Source organism: Rhizobium mesoamericanum STM3625 (assembly GCF_000312665.1).
In the GTDB taxonomy this organism is placed as follows: domain Bacteria; phylum Pseudomonadota; class Alphaproteobacteria; order Rhizobiales; family Rhizobiaceae; genus Rhizobium; species Rhizobium mesoamericanum.
Window position 1 is genome coordinate 37,576 of sequence record NZ_HF536773.1, and the last position, 26,191, is coordinate 63,766.

Annotated in this window: 25 protein-coding genes; 4 read left to right on the forward strand and 21 right to left on the reverse strand. The window is 57.4% G+C overall.

Features of this window, described 5'->3' with window-relative positions; all coding sequences use genetic code 11:
• Positions 1-23 precede the first annotated feature (23 nt).
• Positions 24-1,421 (reverse strand): hypothetical protein, encoded by a 1,398-nt coding sequence (locus tag BN77_RS20435; RefSeq protein WP_007535525.1) that lies wholly within the window; start codon positions 1,419-1,421, stop codon positions 24-26.
• A 574-nt stretch (positions 1,422-1,995) separates the two neighbouring features.
• On the opposite strand from BN77_RS20435, the gene BN77_RS20440 reads away from it, so the two are divergent.
• Positions 1,996-2,523 carry a YqhA family protein gene (locus BN77_RS20440; RefSeq protein ID WP_007535529.1) on the forward strand — a complete coding sequence of 176 codons (528 nt, stop codon included), beginning with the start codon at positions 1,996-1,998 and terminating at the stop codon, positions 2,521-2,523.
• A 424-nt stretch (positions 2,524-2,947) separates the two neighbouring features.
• Here BN77_RS20440 and BN77_RS20445 read toward each other — a convergent pair whose 3' ends face one another.
• The 12 genes from BN77_RS20445 to BN77_RS20500 form a co-directional block, all read right to left on the reverse strand.
• Positions 2,948-3,253 carry a hypothetical protein gene (locus tag BN77_RS20445; RefSeq protein WP_007535531.1) on the reverse strand — a complete coding sequence of 102 codons (306 nt, stop codon included), beginning with the start codon at positions 3,251-3,253 and terminating at the stop codon, positions 2,948-2,950.
• Positions 3,250-3,597: a PRC-barrel domain-containing protein gene (locus BN77_RS20450; protein WP_007535533.1), complete on the reverse strand. Its 348-nt coding sequence runs from the start codon at positions 3,595-3,597 to the stop codon at positions 3,250-3,252. Before BN77_RS20450 ends, BN77_RS20445 begins: the two co-directional genes overlap by 4 nt.
• Before the next feature lies 1 nt (position 3,598).
• Positions 3,599-4,816 (reverse strand): Nramp family divalent metal transporter, encoded by a 1,218-nt coding sequence (locus BN77_RS20455; protein WP_007535535.1) that lies wholly within the window; start codon positions 4,814-4,816, stop codon positions 3,599-3,601.
• Positions 4,813-5,199: a hypothetical protein gene (locus BN77_RS20460; protein ID WP_007535537.1), complete on the reverse strand. Its 387-nt coding sequence runs from the start codon at positions 5,197-5,199 to the stop codon at positions 4,813-4,815. The genes BN77_RS20455 and BN77_RS20460 overlap by 4 nt, the downstream gene beginning before the upstream one ends.
• 112 nt (positions 5,200-5,311) lie before the next feature.
• Positions 5,312-6,079 carry a TIGR04290 family methyltransferase gene (locus BN77_RS20465; protein WP_040678565.1) on the reverse strand — a complete coding sequence of 256 codons (768 nt, stop codon included), beginning with the start codon at positions 6,077-6,079 and terminating at the stop codon, positions 5,312-5,314.
• Between the two features lie 19 nt (positions 6,080-6,098).
• The gene (locus BN77_RS20470; RefSeq protein WP_007535541.1) at positions 6,099-7,115 is read right to left on the reverse strand and encodes a UDP-glucuronic acid decarboxylase family protein; all 1,017 of its coding nucleotides are present in this window, start codon (positions 7,113-7,115) and stop codon (positions 6,099-6,101) included.
• Between the two features lie 11 nt (positions 7,116-7,126).
• A complete protein-coding gene (locus BN77_RS20475; RefSeq protein WP_007535543.1) occupies positions 7,127-8,239 on the reverse strand; it encodes a CgeB family protein in 1,113 nt (370 codons plus the stop codon).
• The gene (locus tag BN77_RS20480) at positions 8,236-9,324 is read right to left on the reverse strand and encodes a CgeB family protein (RefSeq protein WP_007535545.1); all 1,089 of its coding nucleotides are present in this window, start codon (positions 9,322-9,324) and stop codon (positions 8,236-8,238) included. Before BN77_RS20480 ends, BN77_RS20475 begins: the two co-directional genes overlap by 4 nt.
• The gene (locus BN77_RS20485) at positions 9,321-10,433 is read right to left on the reverse strand and encodes a CgeB family protein (RefSeq protein ID WP_007535547.1); all 1,113 of its coding nucleotides are present in this window, start codon (positions 10,431-10,433) and stop codon (positions 9,321-9,323) included. The genes BN77_RS20480 and BN77_RS20485 overlap by 4 nt, the downstream gene beginning before the upstream one ends.
• Positions 10,430-11,545: a glycosyltransferase family 4 protein gene (locus BN77_RS20490; RefSeq protein WP_007535548.1), complete on the reverse strand. Its 1,116-nt coding sequence runs from the start codon at positions 11,543-11,545 to the stop codon at positions 10,430-10,432. Before BN77_RS20490 ends, BN77_RS20485 begins: the two co-directional genes overlap by 4 nt.
• Positions 11,542-13,557 (reverse strand): NAD-dependent epimerase/dehydratase family protein, encoded by a 2,016-nt coding sequence (locus BN77_RS20495; protein WP_007535550.1) that lies wholly within the window; start codon positions 13,555-13,557, stop codon positions 11,542-11,544. Before BN77_RS20495 ends, BN77_RS20490 begins: the two co-directional genes overlap by 4 nt.
• On the reverse strand, positions 13,554-14,660 hold the full coding sequence (locus BN77_RS20500) for an NAD-dependent epimerase/dehydratase family protein (RefSeq protein ID WP_007535552.1): 1,107 nt from the start codon (positions 14,658-14,660) through the stop codon (positions 13,554-13,556). Before BN77_RS20500 ends, BN77_RS20495 begins: the two co-directional genes overlap by 4 nt.
• Before the next feature lie 260 nt (positions 14,661-14,920).
• Here BN77_RS20500 and BN77_RS20505 point away from each other — a divergent pair, with 260 nt between their 5' ends.
• The 3 genes from BN77_RS20505 to BN77_RS20515 all read left to right on the forward strand — a co-directional run bounded on the left by BN77_RS20505 (position 14,921) and on the right by BN77_RS20515 (position 17,992).
• Positions 14,921-15,910 carry an MDR/zinc-dependent alcohol dehydrogenase-like family protein gene (locus BN77_RS20505; protein WP_007535554.1) on the forward strand — a complete coding sequence of 330 codons (990 nt, stop codon included), beginning with the start codon at positions 14,921-14,923 and terminating at the stop codon, positions 15,908-15,910.
• The gene (locus BN77_RS20510) at positions 15,907-16,953 is read left to right on the forward strand and encodes a Gfo/Idh/MocA family protein (protein WP_007535555.1); all 1,047 of its coding nucleotides are present in this window, start codon (positions 15,907-15,909) and stop codon (positions 16,951-16,953) included. Before BN77_RS20505 ends, BN77_RS20510 begins: the two co-directional genes overlap by 4 nt.
• A 112-nt stretch (positions 16,954-17,065) precedes the next feature.
• Positions 17,066-17,992: a c-type cytochrome gene (locus BN77_RS20515; RefSeq protein WP_007535557.1), complete on the forward strand. Its 927-nt coding sequence runs from the start codon at positions 17,066-17,068 to the stop codon at positions 17,990-17,992.
• 6 nt (positions 17,993-17,998) lie between these two features.
• Here BN77_RS20515 and BN77_RS20520 read toward each other — a convergent pair whose 3' ends face one another.
• From BN77_RS20520 to BN77_RS20555, 8 genes are read right to left on the reverse strand one after another with little or no spacing between them, the layout of a single operon-like run.
• Positions 17,999-18,415, reverse strand: coding sequence for a c-type cytochrome (locus tag BN77_RS20520; protein ID WP_007535559.1), 417 nt, complete (start codon positions 18,413-18,415; stop codon positions 17,999-18,001).
• Positions 18,393-19,367: a cytochrome c oxidase assembly protein gene (locus BN77_RS20525; protein WP_341872171.1), complete on the reverse strand. Its 975-nt coding sequence runs from the start codon at positions 19,365-19,367 to the stop codon at positions 18,393-18,395. Before BN77_RS20525 ends, BN77_RS20520 begins: the two co-directional genes overlap by 23 nt.
• A complete protein-coding gene (locus BN77_RS20530) occupies positions 19,274-19,582 on the reverse strand; it encodes a hypothetical protein (RefSeq protein WP_007535563.1) in 309 nt (102 codons plus the stop codon). Before BN77_RS20530 ends, BN77_RS20525 begins: the two co-directional genes overlap by 94 nt.
• Positions 19,579-20,181 carry a cytochrome c oxidase subunit 3 gene (locus BN77_RS20535; RefSeq protein WP_007535565.1) on the reverse strand — a complete coding sequence of 201 codons (603 nt, stop codon included), beginning with the start codon at positions 20,179-20,181 and terminating at the stop codon, positions 19,579-19,581. Before BN77_RS20535 ends, BN77_RS20530 begins: the two co-directional genes overlap by 4 nt.
• On the reverse strand, positions 20,178-22,091 hold the full coding sequence (gene ctaD / locus BN77_RS20540; RefSeq protein WP_007535567.1) for a cytochrome c oxidase subunit I: 1,914 nt from the start codon (positions 22,089-22,091) through the stop codon (positions 20,178-20,180). The genes BN77_RS20535 and ctaD overlap by 4 nt, the downstream gene beginning before the upstream one ends.
• Positions 22,088-23,023 carry a cytochrome c oxidase subunit II gene (gene coxB, locus BN77_RS20545; protein ID WP_007535569.1) on the reverse strand — a complete coding sequence of 312 codons (936 nt, stop codon included), beginning with the start codon at positions 23,021-23,023 and terminating at the stop codon, positions 22,088-22,090. Before coxB ends, ctaD begins: the two co-directional genes overlap by 4 nt.
• 59 nt (positions 23,024-23,082) lie before the next feature.
• On the reverse strand, positions 23,083-23,703 hold the full coding sequence (locus BN77_RS20550; RefSeq protein ID WP_007535571.1) for a c-type cytochrome: 621 nt from the start codon (positions 23,701-23,703) through the stop codon (positions 23,083-23,085).
• Positions 23,704-23,712: 9 nt separating this feature from the next.
• Positions 23,713-26,115, reverse strand: coding sequence for an FdhF/YdeP family oxidoreductase (locus tag BN77_RS20555; RefSeq protein ID WP_007535574.1), 2,403 nt, complete (start codon positions 26,113-26,115; stop codon positions 23,713-23,715).
• Between the last annotated feature and the right edge of the window lie 76 nt (positions 26,116-26,191).

The window sequence follows — 26,191 nt, forward strand, 5'->3', positions numbered from 1 at the left end:
ACAAAAGAACAAACCGCTCCCTTTTACGAGTGGGATCGAGGCGCGGAGGGCTCGTACTTCGGATCAGTTCGCTCTGGTTCAGCGCTGGCAAGCGCAGCAAGAATAAAGAAAAGGAGGCCCAAATCCACCAGCGCACCCACGACCGAGGCGCCAATCAGCAAGCACAGACAGCCATTGCGCGCTGCCAATCGGACGTCGGAGGTTGCAGTGCGCTCCAAACCTCTTCGCCTGCCTATGGCGGAAAGCAAGAACAGAACGAAAAAGACGGTGCCTGGGATACCTACGTTGGACAGCAGAGCCACTGGGTAGCTTGAGGTACGCGCTGTCCCAAGGCCAACCCCGAGCCCCCAGGAGTCAATGAAGTTCTGCAACCCGTAGGCGTTCCAAGAGGCACGCTCGAGGCCGGATGACGTCGTTGCCTTGCTGAGGACCAGGAGATCGACGTAGTTGTGCAGTGCTTCATAAAGCCTTTGGTCGAGGAGGACGATAATGCCAACGACAATGACCAGTTGCGGTGCAAAGAAGACGACCAATGTGCTACTGCGGTGGGCCGTCCCGGCCCCGCACCGTGCAACTGCGGTCATGTACAGAAGGCCGAGGCAGAGTGGAGTTGCAACAAGGCCGGTCGAGGACGTCGAGAGCACAACGAGGACAAGCGATGCCAAAGCAAGCGGCCCCGTCCAGCGGGCCTCACGACCACACAGCCACATGGTTGCGGTGAAACCAAGGACACCAAGCGTGATACCCGCAAAGGCCGATGCTTCCGGCCATGAGCCAACAATCCGCTGCATGCCGGCGATCGCTTCATCATTGTGAAGCGTGTACTGCGCGTTGCGAATGAATTGCAACAAGTCTTGCGTACCCGTGGCTCGGGTCCAAAGATCGAGCAACGCAGCGATTACATTGGCGGCTGCATAGGCAATAAGACCGGTTACAATTGCTGAAAATCCCCGTCTGCTCGATCCGACTGACAGGATAACCAAAAAGCAAAGCAAATCCGCCGCCAAATAGGCTGACTGCGTGAAATTGCTTGATAACGGGCCAAGGGGTACGGTTCCACCGGTTGTCGGATATTCGGAGATTCCGACCGGTATGATCTGCGTCGTGCCTGCGAGCAGACGCGGAAGGAAGTAGCCGGAGATGGCTCCATACACCACCAGACATCCTAACCAGAAGCCCGGCTGGCGAAAGCCCATTGCCTTGATCGAAAGGCTTGCATTGCGGCGCCATGAAAGAGCGATAACAATCGTGAAGAGAAGGAAGAGATGTGCCGGCTGAATGCTCGCCGAGCCGGCAAGTATGGCGGCCGCAGCGCCAAATAGCGTCAGGACAATAAACACGACGGTGGCGAAGCGGAAATCAAGCAGTAGGCAGCATAGGCCGACTATTATGGTAACGACGCCAATCGGTTCTAAACTCATATCTTTGCATCCGACCGAGAATTCGATTTATCGGAAAGGATATGATGCTTTCTACATAGCATTGCACTTCACGATAGTGCAGTTTAAATCTTTAGAGAAGCGATTACGACATGACCGGCTTTACCTGAGGATCGATCATGACTTTCGTCTGACGTCGCGCTTCGCAATTCTCGAACTTTTAGGGCGCTCCGTTTTCCTCGACTTCACCAAGACGATTAAGGATTGCTGGCCCAATAAAGGCAGGAGGCGTCAGCGAGCGAGTGACCAGCCAGCTCTGGTGCAGCGTGTGCAGCAACCTCGCGGATCACGCCCGGAAGCGGACCTTCTGCGTTGCGGGATCGGTAAAGGCTCTCTTCTGACCTTTTTACGCGCACCATGTGTTGCGATCGGGTGCAGCGGCTTGGCTTGTCGTTAGGTCCCCTGACACGCCTCGGACGTATTTTTGTGACGAGGGATGATCCGCGCGCGGAATGGACAGGGGTACCGCGTTGATGGTACTGAATAAGAAGGCCAATAGTGATTTCTTTTTCCGAAACTGACCTGCGAGAAAACCGCTTTCCAGGGATGGGACGAAATGATCGCTGTGTTATTGAGTTTGCGTTACGTGATGGCGCTGGCCTCAATCGGCGTCATCGCCGCATCCTTCTTGATGTTCTGGGAAGGCCTCCTCACAATCTGGGATGCATTCGCTTACATCCGAACTGATCCCGATCAAGGCGTCGTTACAGCGGTCCTGCAGGGTACCGACAAGCTGTTGTTCGGCATCGTGCTGGTAATTTTCGGCTGCGCAATTACCGTTGGCTTCGTCATTAGCCCGTCTTCGCCATGGCGAAGGAGGTTGCCGGAATGGATGGTGATTGAAGGTATCGCCGACCTTAAAAATCTTTTCTTTCAAATGATTATTCTCTATCTCGTCGTCCACTTCGTGACGTTGGTCGCGGAGACCGTCGATGCCATGCCGCAATGGAACGCCCTAGTCTTGCCCGTCGCTATTCTCTTGTTGGCGGCAGCAATGAAAATAATCGCGACCATTTCCCCGCATCCCCGTCCCGCTGCGGTTAAGACGAATGCGGCGAGCGGCGATGTCACGTCAGGCTCTTGAGGCCGCCCTTCAGTCTTTCCTTCTCGCGCAGTGGGTTCTAGGCGAAAACTGAACCGGTTCGCCAGGCCGCGCTCGCCATCCAAATCGACCGCGCGCCATGCCCATTTGCGATGTGCTTTGATCGCAGGAGCAAGCCCCGCCGGGCAGCTTTACGATGAGCTGGCGCAATTGTCATAATCCCTATCGAGCCTAAAGGTCTAAAGAAAGCATCAAAACTGCAGAGATCGACCTCCTGTCCCCTGTTTTGGGCGTCTTATTAAACCCGCCCGCAAGGACGCGATCTCCGCCGAGAGCAGTCGATCATGAATGTAGCGTAGTGAAGCGCTCTTTTCTCAACAAAGACGAAGACGCTCCGCCACATGCAAGGCCGCAGTCTTCCGACTTCCACGAAGGAGCAGGATTTGACCTTGTAATCCGCTCACGATTAGATGTCGGATTTGGGAGCCAGGTCTCGAAGCTTGAGGTGGCCGGTGTCTGACAAATCGATATCGGGCCATGGTACAATACGCATGCTAACGTCTTGTTTCAGCCCCAACGGGCGCAACAGAGCGCGCACAATCACCAACGCGCTGAGCCGTTCCATCAAACCAAGGGCTCCGATGTGATATTCGGTTACGACGACATCTGAACCTCGCTCCTCAGCCTTGACCTCCTGGAGCCGGCCGATCGGTTGATCATTTCGGTCATAGACCTGCTTTCCGAGAAGCAATTCGAGGCGGACTTCCGTCATGACCGTCCCCCCGGGATATAGCGCAGAACATGCCGCCTGAGCCACTCTTGATATCGCTCAATGGGAGTGCCCTTGTCATCGACATCGACCTCCACATCGATGCCCACGTCTTTGACCTTAGACCAGGGTATGCGAAAAGGCGGCGCCTCGCGCAATCTCGCCGGCATCCAATCATGCAAGTGCCAGCTCAATCGCCGTACCAGGGTTAGCGGTCCCATTTCGATAAAGGCGACCTTTGGCGGCCCGTCATCCGTCACGGATAGGATCAGTCCGTCGACCTTTCCAATTCGGGATCCATTTCGATCGATTACCTGTTTGTCGAGGACATCGCGAATGAGATCCATATCAACCTCCGAGGATCTGTAACGGTAGGGTTATGATCGAAAGGATGAATGCCAAAGCGATAATGAAGACCACGGCGGCGTTGGCTACCCATCCGTTGCCATGTTCGCCGACGTAAATTGGATCATTCATGAGAACGAGGAACGGCACCGCTCCGAAGGGCAGACTGAGAGCCGTGATTGCCATGGAGAATATGGTTATCTGCAGCGGATCTATGCCGGCAAGGATCGGTATGAGGGCAATCAAGAGCGATCCTGTATAGACAAGACTGAAGGCAGGATTGTGCTGAGGCTTTGCGTTTTCCGACCAGTTCCAACCGAAACCCTGCGCGACGATATAGGCTTGGGCGAGGCTTACCTCCAGCGCGGCGCCAAAGCAGGTTATGCCAAGCGAGCCGGCAAACAGGTAGAAGCCCCATTTGCCAAATGCGGGAGTAAGCATCATGGCGATCTGCTCATATCCTTCCACGTTCTCTATGCCGCTGGGCGGATAAATCATTGCTGCCAAAATCAGGATTGCAGCGGAGATGATCGCGCCGAAGCTCATGCCAAGAGTTGCGATAGCGCGATTGGGACCAAAATAACTCTTGTCCCATTCTTCCTCGATCGCACCAGAAGAATAGAAGAAAAACAAGTACGGCGAGATAACCGCGCCTAAAATGCTCGTAGCAATGAAGCCGTAATGCAGTGGGTCATTGATTGAAGACCTGGGCACGAAATGCGTTGCGATCTGTGACCAAGGCGTATCCATGAAGAATAGTGCGACGATGAAGCAGACCGCGAGGAGTCCGAGGAGCGAAACGCCGTTTTCGATGAGGCCGAACGTCCCGCGCCAGAGAAGAAGCCAGACGGCAAAGGTCGCCGGCAGCGCCCACCATTGAAAGCTCATACCGGTCAGAAACTGCAAGGCTAGCGAAATGCCGCCGATTTCAGCCGTCAGAACCATCAGGTTGACCAGGGCGGCAACTGCAAGCGTCAGGAGAAAGATATTGGAGCCGAAGCGGTGACGTATACCGTCCATGATCGTGTAATGACTGGCGATCGCAAAACGTCCGGACATCTCGACCAGGAAAATCGTGCATATTGTACCGACGAGAAATGCCCAAAGCAGACTAAAGCCGTAAGCCGCTCCCGCCTGACTTGCCGTCGCGATATTTCCCGTTTCCAGAAAGCCACCAACGCTTGTGACGACACCCAAGGCAATCTGCAGCACCCTCTTCATTGGGAAGCTCCAGATGCGGCTTTGAGAGTTTCCTGCCGGCGCCGCAAGTCTTCCAACTGCTTCGCTGCATCTTCGTTGCGACCGTTGACTAGGTCGTTCCCGGCGACCTCGACAGCCTTGCTCAGCTCCGTGATCTGCAAACTCAACTCCTGCGACCCGGTTTTCGTCAGCTGTTGTGCAAGACTATCGATCTCCTTTCCGCAGCGCTTCAGCGAAAGTCTTGTAAAACCTTTCGGGACAATCGATTTTTCTCTTGCCTCTATGATCATGACGGCCGTAGCGCTCCAGGACAGGAGAGAGCGAATTTTTCGGTCGTTTTCTTGCTGTTCATCCGAGCAGGAAACCATGGCGACTAGCAGGGATGCGAATACCAAGAGTTTCACGATCGCACTCCTGACAACGTCGGCATGTACTTCGTTCGTTGAGATTTAACCAGCGTGGCAGTGACAGGTTCCAGCAGCTGCCGTGATCGGAAATACTGATCTCCCCAGGGGCTCATTTGCCGCTCGACCTTGCAATGGCGGGCGGCCTTTCCAGAGCAGAATGGCGCTCGTCGCATGCAAGCAGATAGACCTCCGGCTCCGGATTTTCCAGAACAACGAAGCCTGAGCTCCGCACCATCGCTTCAGTTGCTGCCTTGTTCGGAATGAACCAATTGGTCGGATCGCCCGCATAGCGCTGCTCGACAAAAGATAGTTTCGGGTAATCGGGGCGCTCGAAGATCTTCCATTCCGAAAACGCGTAATCTTCGTCCGGCGAAAAGACGTCCTTAACCCCACGCTGCATGCATTGAAACAGCATCAAATCGCCAACGACGTGTTCGTGGAGCAGGTCGAGCGCAAGCAGCGGGTGGCGGAGATGATAAAGAACCCCCATGAAAAGCACGATGTCGAACTTCTCGTGAAATTCACCAACGTCGTAGACCGACATCTGACGAAATTCGATGTCGGCGCCTGCATGATGCGCAGCAAACTCAGCCTGCCGAAGATAATGCGGGTCAGTATCAATGGCGATGACACGGTCTGCGCGGCGCCGTTTCATCTCGAGGGAATAAAAGCCGGCATTACAGCCGATGTCGAGAACACTCAGGCCGCTGAGATCAGCAGGCACAACGTGTTTGAAGCGCTGCCATTTGAAGCTTGGATAGTCCCCAAGGAAATGATCAGGCGCCGTTTCGATGCCGCCGATGCGCAGGTTGTGAAACCATGGACCGAGCTCTGCAATCTGTTTGCGAAGATCATCTCGTTTACTAGCCTCGTTCATTATCATAGTGCTCCGCCAGTTATCCAGAACGAACGATCGGGGGGCAGTGCCGTCGATTTGGTGCGCGCGCAAACGGCTTTTGCACTAGGGTCGCGTCGAACCATGCGATCGTATGTGCCAGACCTTCGACCAGAGGTACTTTCGGCTCCCAGCAAAGCAGCTGTTTTGCGCGAGAAATATCGGGACGCCGGCGCTGAGGATCGTCCTGCGGCAGCGGTTTGTAGACGACGATCGAGCGTGTCGGAATCATCGCCAGGATCATCTCGGCAAGTTCGCATATCGTGAACTCACCGGGGTTCCCGAGGTTGATCGGAAGGCCGGCGTTCGGCTGGATGTTCATAAGACGGATCAATCCGTCGACCAGGTCGGAAATGTAGCAGAACGACCGCGTCTGCTCTCCTTTTCCATAGATCGTCAAGGGATCGCCGTTTAGAGCCTGCACGATGAGATTGGAAATGATCCGTCCGTCATTCGGCTGCATGCGCGGGCCATAGGTATTGAAGATACGCACGACGCGAGCATCGACCTCACCTGCCCGGAACCTGTCAAAGCAAAGCGCTTCTGCCGCCCGCTTACCTTCATCGTAACAGGCGCGCGGGCCTGTGCAATTAACGTGACCCCAATAATCTTCCCGTTGCGGGTGCTCCTGCGGATCGCCGTAGACTTCACTGGTCGAAGCCTGCAAGAACGTTGCGCCTTGATGTGCGGCAAGCTGCAACAGATTGCCGGTCCCGGCCACGCTGGTCATCATCGTATGCACCGGGTCTGCCTGGTAGAGAGGGGGAGAGGCCGGACAGGCCAGATTATAGATCTGATGGACACGTTCGCCGATCGTGATCTCATCGCATACGTCGTGCCTGATGAAGACGAAATTCGGATGGTTTTGCAGTGGCAGAACGTTGCGCAACGAACTTGTTAGAAGGCTGTCGACGCAGATTACCCTGTTTCCCGCAGCAAGCAGGCAATCACAAAGATGGGAGCCGATAAACCCAGCGCCACCGGCAACGAGAATTGTTTTTTTCGTCTCATGCCGCATCCGATTATCTCCTACGCGTTTATAGTAAAACGGGTTGAACTTCTTCGCATTTTAAGTTGGTGTGCGGCGCAGAGGGCTCTAGCGAAGTGCGCTGCGCGACTGTGACCGGTATGCTGATCCAAGACGATCACACGGGCAGCTTCTGCCATGAGCCAGTGCTTCTCGGATAGATCAGTCAGGGCCGCAACGATGTCAGCGGGCCCGGAGGCGATGATGATCGCTTTGCCTGACGGAAAGAAATCCTCAAGGCCATTCCAATAGTCGCTGATGATTGGTGTACTGCAGGCCGCAGCTTCAAATAGGCGCACGCTAGGGGACCATCCTGCCGCGGCCATGTCGGTGCGCGTGATGTTGAGTGTAAACCTCTGTCGGCTATAGAATGTAGGATGATCAGCCGGCGCAAGGTGTTCGATGCGCTCGACGTTCTGCGGCCAATCGATGTTGGCCGGATAGTTCGGACCGGCCACGACAAAGCGCATTTTTGGCAGCAGCCGTGCCGGCGCGATCATAAATCTTTCCAAAGCCGGCTGACGATCGGCGCTATAGGTACCGATATAGCCGAGATCCCAATGCTTGGGCTCGCCGGTTTGTTGATAGGCCTGTGCATCGACGCAACAATAAAGTGGCTCGGCATGCGATACGCCGTACTGCTGCTCGAGCCGGTTTATCACCTCGCCGCCTGCGAAGGAGAAATAGATGTCGAACAAAGGCATCTGACGTGCCGCGATATATTCTTCGTCCTTACGATCAAGTTTTGCGAGCGTCACGGGCGTATCGAGATCATAAAAGCACAAGAGCTTTGGATGCTGCGCCACAACGGCATCGATGATACGAGTGCCCTCCGGTACATACGAACCAATTAGAACCGCATCAGCGGCCTGAAGCCTGGCGCTGGATCGCTCAACGAGGTCATCGACGCCACTATAAAGGGACAGTTCGCAAAAGTTCGGATCCGGCAAATCGCGCTGCTTTGCGTACCAGGGGACGTCACGTTCAAGAAAGAGGACCCTGTGCCCTTCTGCGTGCATGCCCCGCAGGAGGGCACGATAAGTCGTTGCATGGCCGTTTCCCCAGGAGGAAGATAGAGAAAGGCCCAGCACGACGAGATTGAGGGATTTCTTCACTGCGCTGCCTCCAGGTTTCGCGAACAGATCCGTATGATCCGATCGACCTGTGTGGCGCGATGCTGATAGGTATGTTCCTGGATGATGCGCGCGCGGGCCTGCTTGCCTATCCTTGCCGCCTTCTCGCACGTGAGCGCCGTAAGGATCTCTCGAACATCGCGGCCATCGCGGGCGACAAGCACTTCCTCGCCGGGTTTCAAAAAGAGTTCGATCCCCAGCCAATCGTCCGTGATCAGGCATGCGCCGGCGCCGGCGGCTTCGAAGACGCGCGTTGCCGGCGAAAAGCCATTCGAGGCCATGCTGCTGCGGGAGACGTTGAGAATTGCCTTTGGGGTCACGTTGAAAACGTTGTGGTCGCGCGTCGAGACGTGGCCGATATAGTTGACGTTTGCCGTCATCGGCTTGTCCTGCCAACCGGCACCGCCAAGCAGGAATTTAAGCGCGGTTAGCGTCGCCGCCGGATCAAGGAAAAACTCCTCGACCCTTGCTTCGCGGTCCGGAAGTCTATTTCCGAGAAAACCCAGGTCGGCGGCAAAGCGGTTGTCTGGCGCCACTGGATAATGTGTTTCGGGATCAAGTGCATTGTAGATTGGTACGCAATCGGCCGCGCCGAAAGCACGATATGTATCAACGACCGGATCCCCCCCGCCGTAGGTCAGGACAAGGTCTAGGCCCGCAAGGGATCGGCGCAGTGGATGCTCCGGTGACGTCTTGAGGTCGGCAAGAGTAGCTGGAGCGTCAACGTCCCAGAATATTTTCAGCGCTTCCGGCCGGGCGGCATTCATGACTTCCTGCAAGAGGAGGTCGTCCTCAAAGCCGACACCACTTGCCTTTATGACGATCTCGGCCTCGCCGGCTTTACCCGCCACCGCCTTAAGCGCCGCAACCGTACCATCGTAGACCACGACGCTGCACCACTGTGGCGGCTCGATGTCGCGGCGGTCCTGCCGACCATAGACATCGGGTTCATAGAAGGTGATGTCATAGCCTTTTGCCGCCAGGGCCCGCAACAGACCGCGATAGTAGGTAGCGGCACCATTCCAGTAGCAGGAAAGCAGGCTCGATCCGTAAAAAGCCATCCTCATAGGGCCACCTCGCTGACAGGTGTCGCACCGACTTGCGCAAGCATGGCAAGCAGTTCGTCCACGCGGTGGTGGCAGGTATGACGCGCGCGAATAGCCTCAAGTCCAGAGGCTGCCAGTTCGGCTGAAAGCGAAGGGTCGGAAAGCACATCGCGCAGCAACCGGGCCATATCGTTGCCGTCCTTGGCAAACAGGAAGTCTTTTCCCGGCCGGAACAATTGTTCGACGTCATCCCACGGCGCCGATATCAAAGGAATTCCACAGGCAAGCGCCTCGAAAACGCGAATGGTCGGTATGCCTGGCAGCGCCTCGACATAAGGCCGGCGCGGAATGTGGATGGTCACGCGATGCTGCGCGAAAGCACGAGGCACCAGGGCGTTGGCGATCCAGCCGCCATAGTCGATATTTGCTTTTTTGAGCGCTTCCAACGCATGTGGAGGGTAGCGAACGCCGCGCACTGCGGTTTTCAACTGGAGCCGCCTGCTGGGTTCCACGAGGAAGGAGATGATCTCACCGCTCCGCTCATCGTCACCCCAGTTGCCGATCCAGATCAGGTCACCTTCCTTGTCGACCTCGGGCGATGGCTTGAACAAGACGTCGTCGGCCGCTTCATGCCAGGTAAAGACGTTGCGTCCCCATCCTGCCCGCAGATAGCGCTGCCGCAGCGTCTCTCCAAAGGCCAGAACCAAATCGTAATCCTGAAGATCGAGACTGGCTATGTCCTCTTTTGCAGAGACTGCTCGATGGTGGGTATCATGAAAGATGAGGGTGAATTCGCCGCCTTGCCGCCTAACCTTGCCGAGCTGTGCAATGACAGCCGGATCGGTCCATTCATGGACAATAACGACATCGGCATCGGCAATTGCCATTTCGTGATCGAACTCTCGTCCATAGGTCAGCGAACGCAATTCCGGGAAGGTGCGATGGAAAGCCTCCACTGCCTCGGTCCCCCTGTCTCGCAGCAAATTCTCCCGGCTCCAGGAATTGGCAGGCTCCAACGCGACAGCCTCGTGACCGCGTCGGATCAGATCGCGCATCACCCCACGCAAGAAATGGGCGTTGCCGTGGTTCCAGTCCGAGACGAGCGAATGTGTGTAAAAGACGAATTTCATGAAATCGTCCCCGTTGTTGCAAGGTCGCGCGCCGCGACCAGCGCTCTCGAATAGATTTCCATGAGCGCCCTGCACTGCCGGTCGGCGGAAAAACTGTGTGACCGCGCCTGTGCCTTGGCGCCATATTCGGTGCGCATGGTGTCGTTGCAGGCAAATCTATTGATAGCATCGGCAAATGATCGGTGATCGCGCGGCTCGCAAAACAGCGCTACACCGTCCCAAAGCTCGCGATAGGTTTCGATATCGGCAAGCACCAGCGCCGTGCCGGCGCGCGCGCCTTCGAGAACGGCAAGTCCAAAGGGCTCGTAAAGCGAGGGGGACGCGAGAATGCCGGCCTTCGTCATGAATGCCATCATCTGCGCATGCCCCAACTCTCCGACGCTTCTGGCATGTTCAATGGCAAAATACTGGCCATTCGGTCCGCGTGTCGGCCCGGCCATCAGGACGGGCCATCGGCAAAGAGCAGCTGCCTTATCGAGAACGACGGCATTCTTGCCCTCGTCCCACCACCGCCCGGCCGCGAGAACAAAGTCCTCCTTGGGCATGTTGGGCGGGCCCAAATTGCTCGAATTATAAACGACCTCGACATCGTCCATGCGACCGTAGCAACGGCAAAGCGCGGCCGCATGACTGTGACTTGGCGCCACCACTGCGTCGGCGCGTTCGAAGCCCAAACGATTGAGACGTTTTTGCCAGACCCAGGCTGGAGGAACATCGCTTCCACGCACGGCATCGAACCAAGTCACGACGCAGGAATGAGAAACGACCACTGTTGGCAAGGCGCCGGTCATAGCTGCAGCTTGCGACGGAAGATTGAGGTGGAGAAGTTCGATCGAATGGGCGTGCGCCAACTGCGAAAGCAGACCGCAAACCGGCTCGAGCCGGTCCTCGCTGTCGACTGTCCAGTCGAGCGGAGGTTCGAGCCAGAGGAGCTTTCCGATTTCATCGGCCTCGTTCGCCTGCGCCTGCGAGGGCGGCGGCCCGAAGCCGGCAAACACCGTCTCAACCCCGTACCTCCTCAGTCCCTTGGCGAGGTCCATGGCATAACGCCACACACCCCCGACAGCATCGACCGTCATGAGAATGCGCTGCGGCCGCTCGATGATCGTCATGCGGTCGCCCTCCTTGGCCTGCGAACAACAGGAAGTCGATCTCGCATTAGCCAATCGCAAAGGTCGCGCACACCGTCGCGCCAATGGACTGTCGGCCTCCAGTCCACGGCGGATTGAAGCGCGCGCGTATCTGAGACGAAATAGAGCTGATCGCCGGCGCGCCATGGCCACTGCGTCGTCTTGACAGACCGGCCGATCAGTCGCTCGATATCCCGAAGCATGAGCTCCAGGCTTATGGCATTCTGCACACCCCCGCCGAGATTGAACGCCTTGCCTTTTGTGCGGTCCATAGAGCCCATGACCGCTCTGTAGGCGGCAACGGCATCGCTGACGTGCAGGATGTCGCGCACCTGCTTGCCATTGCCGTAGATGGAGATCGCCTCGTCGCGCAACGCACACAGCAGAAAATGAGCAACCCATCCCTGGTCTTCGGTGCCGCGCTGGCGCGGACCGTAAATGCAGCTCATGCGCAAGCCGGCGCTTGGAATGCCATAGGATTTCGCATAGTCGAGCACATATTGATCCGCAGCGCCTTTCGAGCAGCCGTAGGGGGTGCAGAAGTCGAGCTTTTGCGTTTCATCGAAACCCCATCGGCGGATGGCCTCGTTGATGGGAACATAACGATCCTCGAGTTCGGCAAGCTCGAGCTGGTCCAGGCCACCATAGACTTTATTGGTGCTCGCAAAGACGACGGGCGCATCCCTGCCCGCCTTACGGATGGCTTCCAGAACGTTGATCGTGCCGCGCGCGTTGGTGTCGAAATCTTCAATCGGTTGCGTAAGACTTGTCGTCACGGCAGTTTGAGCTGCAAGGTGGAAAACGGCCTTTGCGTCTGAGAAGACCGGTTCGATGCTGCGCAAATCGCGAATATCGGCAATTACGGGGTGCACCAGATCGCCGTGTCGTTCCACAAGCCATGCGAGATTCTGATCGACGCCTTCGCGGCTCAGATTATCGAGAATGATGACGTCTTGGCCATCATCCAAATAACTGTCGGCAAGATTGCAGCCAATAAAGCCGCTTCCTCCGACGATGACGATAGGATCGATTGCCTTGCGGATCGACGGTGCAGCAAGCTCGATTAGCTTCTGTGCGCCCTCGAGTCCACCTGCGATTAGCCGGCCCGCGAGCAGCTTCTGCCGGTTATTGGCGGTGTTCAAGCCGAGATGATAGTGACGCGGATCGAACCACAAGCCTTCGCGCACGGGCACGTCCTGCTCTATATCTTTCCAGCCATGCCAGTAGATGCGATCAGCAGGAGCATCTACAGCGGCCAGGAACCGCCGGACTTGCTCCACCTCATCGTTGCGCCACGTGGAATATCCGGTTTCGGTAATCCAGATTTGTGCTTTGTTATTATAGTCTTCAAGAACACGTCGCGTTTGCTCAAGATGTGCTTCCCAACCCTCCCAGGTGCTCGTCTCGCTATCCCATGTTCCCGGAAAGCCATGTAGGCCGACAGCCGAAACAACGTTCAGCACGCCGCGTTCGCCCATGAGTTTCAGCCAATGAGCATCAAACGGGCTCGGTCCTGCGAGCACCGGTTTCCAACCGCGGTGATTGGCCCAATATGCAGCCGCGCCGACCATTTCGCAAAACAGCAGAAAATCGCGGTCACTGCGCCAATCCCAATCGAGCAAATTGTTAGGTTCGTTCCAGAGTTCGATATGAGAGAAATACCGCCCGTAACGGGTTAAGACGTGATCTATGAAATCTGCGTAGTCCTTAAGCACCCGAGGCGCGCCCGACGCGCGGCCGGTGCGTGAAAGTGACGGCGGCGTGTAGTGAATACAGGGCAAAAGATCGATGCGCTTTGCCAATGTTGGCAATAGCCAGTCAAACCACTCTTGCCCGCCCGGCGCGACGTATTCGGCCCAGGACAGGGTCGTGCGTAAATATCGCGCACCCGCAGCCAGCATTCCCGTCAGCGTGTTTTCGGCACGCTCGTACTCGCCCGGGCGGAACCACTCCACGAAGCCAAAATCCCGGCCTGCTCGATCAATAGTCTTCATGACACCAATCCTCGTTCCTCGAGTTGGCGCTGCATTTCGGCGTTTCGGTCGATCGCGTTGCTGGACCGCACCCATTCGACGAATGCGGACAACGTGTTCTCGAGACGGTGTTGAGGTTCGAAACCCAGTAGTTCACGGGCCTTGGAAATATCGGCGAAGCAATTGCGGATGTCGCCGGACCGAACGGTCCCGGTGATCTTCGGCCTGATGCCTGAGAGTCCCATGGCCTCGGCAAGCAAGGTCGCGACCTCAGCAATCTGATAGGCACTGCCGCTGCCGACATTGATGACGTGGCCGGTTGCCTGCGGGCATTCCACTGCAAGTCGAAATGCGTGGGCGACATCCAGCACATGCACGAAATCACGCTGCTGCCGGCCATCCTCGAAGATTGTGGGCGGTTGACCGTTCGCTAGCCGGGAGGCAAAGTTTGCAAGGACTCCCGTGTAGGGGTTCGACAACGCTTGGCCGACGCCAAAGACGTTAAACAGACGCAGCGCCACTGCTTCCACGCCGTAAGCTTCGCCGAAAATGAGCACCTGTCGCTCTTGGGCGTACTTTGTCAACGCGTAGATGGAGGCGAGATCGACCGGCTTTTGCTCATCCGTGGGGACGGGCATCAGGACTTCGCCATTGGGGCCGAGTGGATCCCACCTGCCCTCCTTTGCGAACTGGCTTCCCCTGCGGATGTGGCCAAAGCGTTCGCCGGTGCCGGAGACATACACACCTTCGCCATACACGCTCATCGACGACGCAACCACGATGCGACGAACCGGTACGCCGATCATCGCCTCGAGAAGAACGGCCGTCCCTAGGTCATTGGCTCCGACATACCGCGCGATTTCATACATTGATTGGCCGACCCCGACTTCGGCGGCCAAATGGACGACGGCGTCCACATCCTTAAGCGCCTCTCGGACCGCCGACTTGTCCCTTATGTCGGCACGGATAAGTTCAAGCGAACCGAACAGGTTGGGGTCGGAATCGGCATGCACCTGATCGATCAGGGCATCGAGTATGCGGACTTCATATCCATTTGCGAGAAGTTCCTCAGCGAGATGGCGGCCGATAAAGCCGCAGCCACCCGTAACAAGAATAAGTGCCATGACTCACCTGAAGCTGTGGATTTCTGAGTGTTTCGACCGCCCCGAACAATGAGCCTCAAGGAATGTTCCTCAGCTATGACATCTTTGTCTTCATTGACTTCATCTATGACTTACCTAGCCGCAGCTTGGTCGCCGCCCGCTGGAGTGGTCGTGTTGCATGCTTCGCCATAGTGAGGTCGTCAGGAACAAGATCCGCGCGACGTCGTTAGACGTGGGCCGAGCTTTGTAGCTCCAAGCTTCGAAATCGCCCGGAGGAGACAATGAACGCAATCTCATCCGCAAGAACGCGGACCATGCGAGCCGCCGTCCTGACCGGGCCTGGGCTATTGCAGATTAACGAAGTTCACCTTCCCGATCCCGGCCATCACCAGGTCCGCGTCCGGTTGGAAGGATGCGGCGTCTGTGCCTCTAACCTGGTGCCCTGGGCCGGACCGGAATGGATGCGCTTCCCCACCGAGCCGGGCTGGTTGGGGCACGAGGGCTGGGGCGTGATCGATGCGATCGGCGAAGAGGTCCACAATCTTACTATTGGCGATCGTGTGGCGGCGTTGAGTTATCACGCCTATGCAACCCACGATATCGCCGATCAGGACGCCGTTGTCCGGCTCCCCGCCGCGCTTGACGGCCGGCCGTTTCCGGGTGAGCCCCTCGGTTGTGCCATGAACATTTTCAAACGCTGCGAGATTGAAAGAGGGCAGACGGTCGCAATCGTCGGCATCGGTTTTCTTGGAGCCCTATTGACGCAACTATGCGCGAGAGCTGGTGCCTATGTCATCGCTATTTCCCGCCGGCAATCCTCTCTCGAACGGGCAAGGCAGGCTGGCGCCCGGGAGACCGTCCAGATGGAGGATCATCGGCATATTGTCGAGCTTGTAAAGCAGCGCACGGATGGCCGTCTCTGCGATCGGGTTATTGAAGCAGTGGGAAAGCAGTGGCCACTCGATTTGGCCGCAGAACTGACCCGTGAACGGGGTCGGCTGGTCATTGCAGGATATCACCAGGACGGGCCACGCAGCGTCAACATGCAATTGTGGAACTGGCGTGGTCTCGACGTCATCAATGCTCATGAGCGTGACCAGGCTATCTATGTCCAAGGGATCCGAGATGCGGTCGTCGCCATTCAAGCGGGTGCACTGGATCCCTGGCCTCTGTTGACGCACCGCTTCCCTTTGGAGCGCCTGGATGAAGCATTAAACATGGCACGGGATCGCCCGCATGGTTTTCTCAAGGCTTTGGTCGTTTACCGATGAATGAAATTGCCGCCCTCAAAGATCACAAGCGAACACATACTGGCCTCCCGAGGGTAGGTTTCCTCGGTGTCGGCTGGATTGGCCGCCAGCGCATGCAGGCGATCTTGGAGGCAGGAATGATCGAGGCTGCGGCGATTTGCGACCCCTCGCCCGAGATGGCGATGGAAGCGCTGAAGCTCGCACCAGAAGCCGCAATCGTGCCATCCTTCGATTGCCTGCTAAATCTTGCTCTCGATGGCGTCGTCATCGCCACGCCAAGTGCGCTGCATGCACAACAGTCAATCCAAGCACTACAGCGGGGGATGGCTGTTTTCTGCCAAAAGCCGCTTGGTCGTACGAAATGCGAAGTCGAAGCGGTGGTTGCGGCAGCTCGCAGGGCCGACAGGCTCCTATGTGTCGACCTCTCCTATCGCCATACCGCTGGAATGACCCTTATCCGTGATCTCGTCCGTTCAGACGCGATCGGCAGAGTCTTTGCGGCCGATCTGACGTTCCACAATGCCTACGGGCCGGATAAGGCATGGTTCTACGACAAGACACTGTCGGGTGGTGGCTGTGTCATAGACCTTGGCACTCACTTGGTCGATCTCGCCCTTTGGACGCTTGGCCATCCGCCCGTCGACACGGTTGTTAGCAAGCTTTTGCGGAAAGGAAGCCCTGCTCATCCCGAGAGTGGCGACGTTGAGGACTTTGCGACCGCCGTGATTACACTTTCAACCGGCACTGTCGTGCGACTGATCTGCTCCTGGCATCTCCAGGCGGGTCGCGATGCGGTCATCAGCGCCAGCTTCTACGGCACGAAGGGAGGACTGGCCCTACATAACGTCGGCGGATCCTTTTATGACTTCGTCGCTGAGCACTATCGTGGAACGCAGACTGCAGTGCTCTGCTCACCGCCGGATATTTGGGCAGGTCGTGGTGTTGTCGATTGGGCCAAACGTCTTGTGGCGAACGGGGCATATGACAGCGAATGCGAAGAGTTGATCGAAGTGAGCGCTGTACTCGATCGGATTTATCACAGCGCTTGCGATCAGTCGCCATGACGCCGCGAAAGTATCACGGTCGGCACCAATGTCGATCAAACTGTTGTCGAACCCAAGGAAGCCCCCCGATTGGAGTGGTACTCACCCTTGTGTTCTTTCATTGGAGACATCAATGGGATCGGCGCGTCCGTTTGCGCGCATTCTGATTTTGCTTTCCGTCGCGGCGGTGTTTGCGTTCGCCATAATCTGGGCGGTGACCAAACCCGTCTCACCAGTCGCCGCGGGTGATTACCACCTGCTGCGTAAAGGGGATCCGGAAAAGGGCAAGCTCCTGTTTGCAGCAGGCGACTGCGCTTCCTGCCATGCCACCCCGGGTCAGGACGATCGATTGCGTCTGGGTGGCGGTCTGGCGCTGGCATCAACCTTCGGGACATTTCGCGCGCCAAACATATCGCCGGATCCCATCGACGGCGTTGGGGCATGGAGCAGCGCCGATTTCGCCAATGCAATGTTAGGGGGCGTGTCGCCACACAACGAGCATTATTATCCCGTGTTTCCCTACACCAGTTTCACCGGAATGCGGCTGGCCGATATCGGCGACCTTTGGGCCTATCTCAAAACACTACCTGCTGTTTCCGGTCGCGCCCCTCCGCACGATCTCTTCGCTCTGTTTCGCGTCCGCCGCCTCATCGGCCTGTGGAAATTACTGTTTTTTCACCAGAATTTCTCCGAGGTGCACACAACGGGCGACGCCGCGCTCGACCGGGGAAGCTATCTGGTGGAAACCGTCGGCCACTGTGCAGAATGCCATTCTTCCCGCAATCTGTTCGGCGCGATCAAGCCCTCAACGCGTTTCGCCGGTGGACCCGATCCTGAAAACACGGGGTTCATTCCCAACATCACTCCGAGCAGGATCGGAACCTGGTCGGAGGAAGATATCGCCGAAATGCTAAAAACCGGCAACACACCGGACCATGGGCGGGTGGGGTCCTCCATGGCGGATGTCGTTGCCAATACCGCGTTGCTGCCGCAAAGCGATCGTGAAGCGATCGCACGTTACGTCAAATCTCTTCCGCCGCGCCCGACGCCCCATCCGTGAGAAGCTTCAATGCGCGTAAAGATAGGCCGCCAGATCGCGGGCTTCCTGTTGCGTGATCCCGGTGGCGGGCATGGCGGTATTGGGGATGACAGCTTGTGGCGAGACGATCCAATGAACGAGATTGTCGGCGTTATTGTCGACAGTACCCGCGATATAGACGCGTTGCCGGATATTCGACAGCGGGGCTGCCACCTTTCCGTCCGCACCCGCAATACCGGGTATCGTGTGGCAGCCTGCGCAGCCGTATCTTCGGAAGGTAACTGGAGCCTTTGACGGATCGCCTCCCGTGAGGTCGCGTGCCACCTCCACGCGTTGCCTGACGTTCTTTATCCAAACACCGGCGGCGAAGGCTGCCGTGGAACCAACGAGTATCGCCATCAGCCAGAGTTTGCCATATCTGTCAAAGGCGGAGAGGCTGGACATGGTCGCTCCTTCTGCCCGAGACGGAAATCCACAGTGCCACCATCGCCAATGCAGCACCGGCATAAACGGTTCCCGCCGGCACCCACATGATTATGCCGGCCAACTGTTGATCTTCCAACGGGCTCAAATGCCATGCTTGCGTATAGCGCGTCTGGGTAAAGTAGAGGGCCCTCGGGGCTAGCGCCATCAGCGCTCCGAGAGCCGAGGTGTGTAACATCGTGACGATGAGGTGCCATGCAGCGATACCGTAATTGCTTCGCCAGCACATCGCCCACCAAAACAGGACGGCGGCGAAGAAGAAGCTGAAATGCTGCACCCGATGCAGGATAACATTCGTGATGGCTGCATCGAAAATCACCGGCGCATGCCAAGCCCAGACGACGACGCCATGCAGCAGGGTGGCATTGAGCCCGGCACTTAAACGTCTCCAGCTGATTTGAATAACATTGGCCTTCATGAGCCTTCCCGTGCTGCGTCTAAGAGAGGCTGGTAGACCCCACAGTAGCAAGCCCACTGGCCGCGCAAGCACGATCATTGGCGCGGCAATTGTCATCAGGATCTCGTGCTCGATCATATGCGCCAAGAAGAGATGCTCGCCCAGCCAGTGTAATGGCGAAATCAGTGCGCCAGCGATAGCGAGCCAGCCGCTCCAAAAGCATATTGACCGCCGGAGCATGACGCGCCGGCCGCGTCCTGCCCGCCGCCATATGGCCAAAAAACCTCGCGCATAAAGAACGCCGACGACGCAGATCGGCGTCACGATCCATGGATCGAAGGTCCACGCGGGTTGGAGAGTGTTCTCGGCGAGTTCATGCGCCGACACCGTCCTCGCAACAACACAAAGCAGGAGTGCCACCGCTAGCGTTGGCAAGCATCGATAAGCCATGAGCCGACCCCCTGCAAAATGAGCGCAAAGGCGAAGATCAGTCCGGTCAGAAAGCTGAGATCGCATAGAAAAAGTGTGGTGCGGGCGCTGGTCGACGCCCTCCCAGACCGCGAGATCAAGGCGCTGCCGATCGCCAGCAAGATCGCAACCATGCAACCTAGCACCGTCAACGACATTTTATTGCCGCAGTCGGCATAGGGCAGAACCAGGCCAAGCTGCATGTTGACGGCCCAGATCGCTGGCGCGATAACCAGACCGGCGTATCTCGCCGTCGTCATCATAGCCGTGGCACCCAATAAATGCACAGGTATAAAGGAATCCAGGCGACCACCACAAAGTTCCAATAAAGCGCGTTGTCCTGAACGTCACCGTAACGGCGCGGATTGTCGGCATGACGAGAAAACATCAGACAGGTCAAAACCAATGTATCGATGAGGTCTGTCAGGATATGCGTCGTATGAAGGCCAAGCATGACCCAGATGATCGACCCATAGGCGTTGTCGTCCCACCTCACTCCAAGCACCTGAAACTCGAAGAAGCGCAATATCAGCGGCAGCGTTCCCAACGCCGACATGACAATCAGTCCAATGCGCACGCGCTTCAGATCCTGGCGACACGCCAGTCGCGACAGGACCACGTTCGGCACGACACTTGCCAGCAAAAGCACCGTGAGAAGCGTTCCAGGCCAGATCCCCGGCGCCGGTGCATCAGTCGGCCACGTCTTGGCGATGCTCATCAGATAGAAATAGACGGCTATCGCCAGACCGAAACCGGACCCTTCAATCAGCATGAATGCGCAGGTTCCCCACCATGTAAGGCTTGCCGTTCCCATGCCATGGAGGGGAAGCTTTGAAACGTCGAGGACGACACGCTCCTTCAAGACTCGTCCTCCGGTACATTCTTGGGCCAGAACCAGGCGATCAACGCAACCGCGATCGGGATCGATCCCCAGACAACGGCCCAGGGAGAGAGTATCGACCAAATGAGCATGACCGTGGTCGCAATCGCGCTATAGAAAGGCCATATCGAATTTCTGGGGGATGCTTCTCGCACCTCTGCCTGCGCTTCGACGAGGCTGCTGACGATGAGTTCGCGTCGATCGGCGTCAAGCCCCGTAGAAACAGTCAGTTCGTCAGGCTCGCTCCAAAGAGGCTCGCGATCGTTCACGACCGGAATGCGAACGAAATTGAAAGCCGGCGGGGGTGACGAGGTGGCCCATTCGAGCGTGGAGGCCCGCCAGGGATTTGCACCGGAGGGCCTGCCTGATCGCGCGCTGCGAAACACGTCGATGAAGAATAGGAAAAAGCCCAAGGCAAGGATGAGCGCGCTTGCACTGACAAAGAGGTTCATGCCGGCCCACGGCATCTCGGGCTGATAGGTATAGATGCGCCGCGGCATTCCCTCGAGGCCCAGAATGTGCATCGGAAAAAATGTCATGTTGAAGCCGACGAAGATGAGACCGAATGCCAGACGCCCGAGTGTTTCGCTCATCAGGCGTCCCGTCATTTTTGGAAACCAGTAGTAAATCGCTCCGAGCAGCGGAAAGACGGCGCCGCCTATGAGCACGTAGTGAAAGTGAGCAACCACGAAATACGTATCGTGGACCTGTGTGTCGAAAGGCACGGACGCGACCATCACGCCAGTCAAGCCGCCGATGACGAAGGTAATGATGAAGCCAACGACAAACAGAAGCGGAGTCGTAAACTGCGGCCGCCCATCCCAAAGAGTAGCCAACCAGCAAAATATCTGCACACCGGCCGGAACGGCGATCGCCATGCTGGAGGCTGTAAAGAAACTCTCTCCGACCTGCGGCAGGCCGACGACAAACATGTGGTGCACCCAAAGACCGAAGGCCAACACTCCCGTGGCAATGAGCGCCATGACGACCAGATGGTATCCGAACACGGGTCGCCGCGCGAAGGTGGAGACGATTGCCGATACCATTCCGACGGCCGGAACAAAGATGATGTAGACCTCTGGATGGCCAAAGAACCAGAACAGATGCTGCCATAACAGTGCGTCGCCGCCTTCGGCCGGATTGAAAAAATGCGTACCGACGAGGCGATCAAGGATGAGCGACGAGCTTGCGAGCATGATTGCTGGCATCGCCATGATAATCATGAAGGAGGTCACGAGCATGGCCCAGACGAACACCGGTATGCGGTCGAGCGACATGCCGGGTGCGCGTTGCTTGAACACAGTGACGACGATCTCCACCGCGACTGCCAGGGCAGAAAGCTCGGTGAACGTGATCATCTGGGCCCAGATATCGGCTCGCTTGCCGGCCCCGTATTCCGGACCGGAAAGCGGCACGTAGGCGAACCACCCGACGTCCGGGCCCGCGTCAAGCGCGAAGGCAATCCATAGCAGCAAGCCTCCGGCCACATAGATCCAGTAGGAAAAGGCGTTCAGACGCGGGAAGGCAATGTTGCGCGTTCCCACCATCAGCGGCACGAGGTAGACCCCCATGGCTTCCATAACAGGGACCGCAAAGAGGAACATCATTGTCGATCCGTGCATGGTGAAGATCTGATTGTAACGGTCGGGTCCGATGAACCGCGCCTCGGGCTGAGCCAACTGCAGGCGCATGGCAAGAGCGAGAAGTCCGCCCAGCACCAGAAAGAAGAAGGCCGTGGTTATATAGCGGCGCCCGATAATCTTGTGATCGACCGTCGAAAGGGCGCCCCATAGGCCGCTTGGCGTCGCCCACGTCTTGGCAAGGCGACGTTCGAGGTCGTCTTTGTCCAGATCGACGCTGGCCTGTTCGGCTGGACTGGTTTCGTCATTCATTTCAGGCTGTCCATATAGGCGGCAAGTTGCCGTAACTCGTCGCTCGAAAGTGGAACCATGGGCATGTTGTTTCCTGGCTTCAGTGTCTGAGGGTCAGCAATCCATGCCGCCAGCGCACCTCGCGTATTGTCGAGCAAGCCGGCTGCGATCGTCCGCCGGCTGGCCACGTGCGTCAAATCAGGCCCGGTTGTTCCGGATGCCCCGGTGCCGCGAATGCTGTGACAGGCTGCACAAGGCTTTGACATGAAGACTGCTTCTCCGGCGACAGCCTCGCTTTCGGTGGCAACCGTCGCATCGGCACGCTGGAAAGATGCCCAGCGCTCAAAGTCCGCATTGTCTTGTGCTATGACGAACAACGCCATGTGTCCGTGTTGAAGGCCGCAGAATTCCGCGCACTGACCGCGGTAGACACCGGGTCGGTCGGCACGAAGGGTCAATTGATTCTCCCGGCCGGGAATGACGTCGCGCTTTCCCATCAGACTGGGCACCCAGAACGAGTGTATGACGTCTGCCGCCTGAAGTTCGATGCGAACGTCGACACCTGTTGGAATGTGCAGTTCGTTGGCGGTCTGGAACGTCTTGGTGGCATCGCCTTCGTCATAAATGAATTGCCACCACCACTGCTGGGCGCGGAGCCTGACGGTGAGAGCGGCATGCTCCGACTGGCCAAGGCTGCGCGTGGTGTAGAAGCTTGCGATTGTCAGGCCGGCGATGACGAGCACGGTCGCCACAATGGAAGACACCACTGCCTGGCCCAATCTGCGCTCCCGCTCGTGCCCACTGTCCCCTAGTGTCCGGTTTGCCCGCAGCAAAGCCCAACCAAGGACGATCATCACCAGGATCCAGATCACGGCGGAGACGACTGCCATGGAGACGATCAAATGTTTAAGTTGGACGGCCGGCTCGGATTGTGCGTTGAGAGCCGACTGCATGCTGTTGCACCCCGCCAAGGATGCGACCAGAAAACCCAAACTCACATAAGCGGATCTTCTCAAGGCGTTGGTCCTTGTTGCGGGTCGACGCCAACCGGCCCCTCCTGGAAGAGGATTGACGCCGGCGCCCGATTTTCGGCCGGCCGGGTTTGCTTGTCATCGTTGCGGCTGGGGGCGCCCACCTCGGCAGAATAGGCCCCGATCGTCTGGATATAGCCGGCAAGTTGCCAGATTTGATCGATGGTCATCTTATCGCGAAAGGCTGGCATGCCGTGGGGGCGGCCATCACGGATCGAGGCAACGATCGAGATGATACCGGGGCCGTAAAGCCACCAGCCGTCAAGAAAGGAAGGACCGCGCGCCCCTCGCCCGTCGCCGTGGCACTCCGGGCAGCCGAACCAGGAATATAGCCGTTTGCCCTGGCTAAGATCATAAGCATTGTGCGCATAGGGCTTGCCAAGGGCAAAATAGATTTCGGGTGGCGTGCCTTCGATGCCACCGGGCATGAAACGCAATGTCTGAAGGTCGGCAGCCACAGGAGGGTCCGTGCGGTATTGGCGCGCGCCTCTTAAGGTTCCAATCCAGACCGCTAGGCCGACAGCCAGCAACAGCACCGCCCACAAGAAGGCGGTTGATTGGAATTTTCCGATGGTTCTCCGAAATATTCGCGCCGTGCCCATGAAAGCGCCTCAGTGGCGGACCGCAGCGGGGGATGCAATCACGCGGATGGGCAAAAGCTTGTAAGCCGGCGTCTTTGACTTTTGATCGTGATGATCAAGGGGAAACAAAGCATTCGTTTCCGGGTAATAAGCGCCGCAACATCCTGCCGGGATGTCATAGGCCATGACCTTGAAGCCCGGAAGCGACCGCTTTGTCTGCTCGGCGATTGCAGTAACAAGTTCGACGATCTGGCCGTTGTGAAGGCCCAGTCGGTCAATATCATCGACATTCATCAGGATTACCCGTCTGGTTCCCTCGACGCCGCGATAGCGATCGTTGTAGCCGTAGATCGTCGTATTGAACTGGTCATTTGATCGCAGCGTTGCGAGATGCAGAACATCCCTCGCCGATGCGGCACTCGAAAAATCTGGAAACAGCCGACGGGGCGTAATGAAATTGGCCTTGCCGTTGGCCGTGACCCACTTGCGCTCGCGCGCCGGCAATGGCCTCGGGATACCGCCTGGTTGGAATAGGCGCTTGTTAAAATCCTTGAACGTTTCGGGATAAGTTCGCTCGATCGCGTCGCGGATCTTGGTGTAGTCGTCGACCCAACTGTCCCACGGCACGACCCCTTTCGTCAGGGTCGCCTTGGCGATGCCCGCAATTATGGCAGGTTCGGAGAGCAGGTGCGAACTTGCCGGTTTGGCTCTGCCCCGAGAGCCATGAAAATGGGCAATGGAGCTTTCCATGGACACCGCCTGGGGGCCACCTGCCTGTTCATCGATCTCGATGCGCCCTAGGCAGGGCAGCAGGTAGGCGATCTCGCCATGGACGACGTGCGTGCGATTGAGTTTGGTTGCAATCTGGACTGTTAGGCGCAGATTACGCCAGGCTTCTTCAACAGCTTCGGTCTCCGGAATTGCGCGCAGGTAATTTCCACCAAGGCCGATGAAAGCGCGCGCTTCTCCCTGCAATATCGCCTTGCATGTGTCCACGGTCGAATGACCTGTCCAATGCGGCGGTTCGAACCGGTAGAGCTGCGCCAGCTTGTCCAAGGGAACCAGACCGGGCTTCTCAGTGATGCCGACGGTACGCTGCCCCTGGACATTCGAATGACCGCGCACAGCGCAGATATTGGCGCCAGGTTTTCCAATGTTCCCGCGCAGAAGGGCAAGGTTGGCCACCATCTGGACGTTCTGGACGCCCATGATGTGCTGTGTCAGACCCATGCCGTAAACCATCAGCACGGCGTCTGAGTTGGCATAAGTGTGCGCCGCCTGCATCATCTGATCGCGCGTAAGGCCTGATACGCGCTCCAGCTCCGCCCACTCGTAGTTGCGGGCTGCGTCCGCAAATTCCTCGAATCCGGCAGTGTGCGCCTCGATGAAATCATGATCGAGCACGTGTTTTTTGTCGGCCGCCGCTATGGAGGCGGCAAAAGCAACGGTGGCGGCGTCTGCAACGTCGTCCGGTGTCGCATCTGTCCCCGCAACTTTGCTCATACCCGAGGCCTTGAGTGCGTCGTCGGCCTCAATCAGTGCTTTGCACACCCCAAAAAGGGCTGCGATGTCACCGCCGTTTTTGACCTGGCAATACTGTGAGGAAATCGGTGTCTGCTTGCCCGTAAGCATCTGACTGGGGGCTTGCGGATTGACGAAGCGCTCGAGCCCGGGCTCGCGAAGAAGGTTGAAGGTGACAATCTTGACGCCTCTGTCGACGGCATCTTGCAGATCGTGCAACAATCGCGGCGAAGATGTGCCGACATTCTGTGCAAGATAGAAGATGCAACTGCAGTTTTGGAAATCAGATAGAATGGCCGTTCCAATCGAGGCGCCAATGCTTTCCGGCAGGCCAACAGACGTGCTCTCATGGCACATGTTGGAAGAATCGGGCAGATGATTGCTGCCGTACATCCTGGCAAACAGCTGGTACATATAAGCTGCTTCGAGCGAAGCGCGGCCGGAGGTGTAAAAGTCGACTTGTTCAGGTGACAGCATCCGCAACTCGCTGCCGATTTCCTCGAAGGCGTCGAGCCAAGTGACGGGCACATACTTGTCCGTGGTGGAGTCCCAACGCATGGGCTCGGTCAGGCGGCCTTGCTCTTCGAGATCGTGGTCGCTCCAGCCTTCAAGTTCGGCCAGACTGTGTGCTTCAAAAAAAGCCCGATCCGCTCGTCGGTTCGTGACCTCCCAACTGGTGGCCTTGGCACCGTTTTCGCAAAATTCCAGCGGATGTGGCTTGGCAGGCTTTGCCCATGCGCAGCTCACGCACATATATCCGTCGGGTTTGTTTTGATGGGCTAGCAGTGACGGCCCCGCGAGCGGAATATGTTCGCGAAGCAGTATCTCCCCGACAGCCTTCGCCGATCCCCATCCCCCCGCCGGAACCCCGTGAGACCCTTTGTCGGATGCCTGTTGTGATTTACCTGCCATGATCATGTCCTCGCCCGGCGACTAGGCTACGAACCCACGACGAGGCCTTCGGTTCCAAACGCCTAAAAAGGCAGTA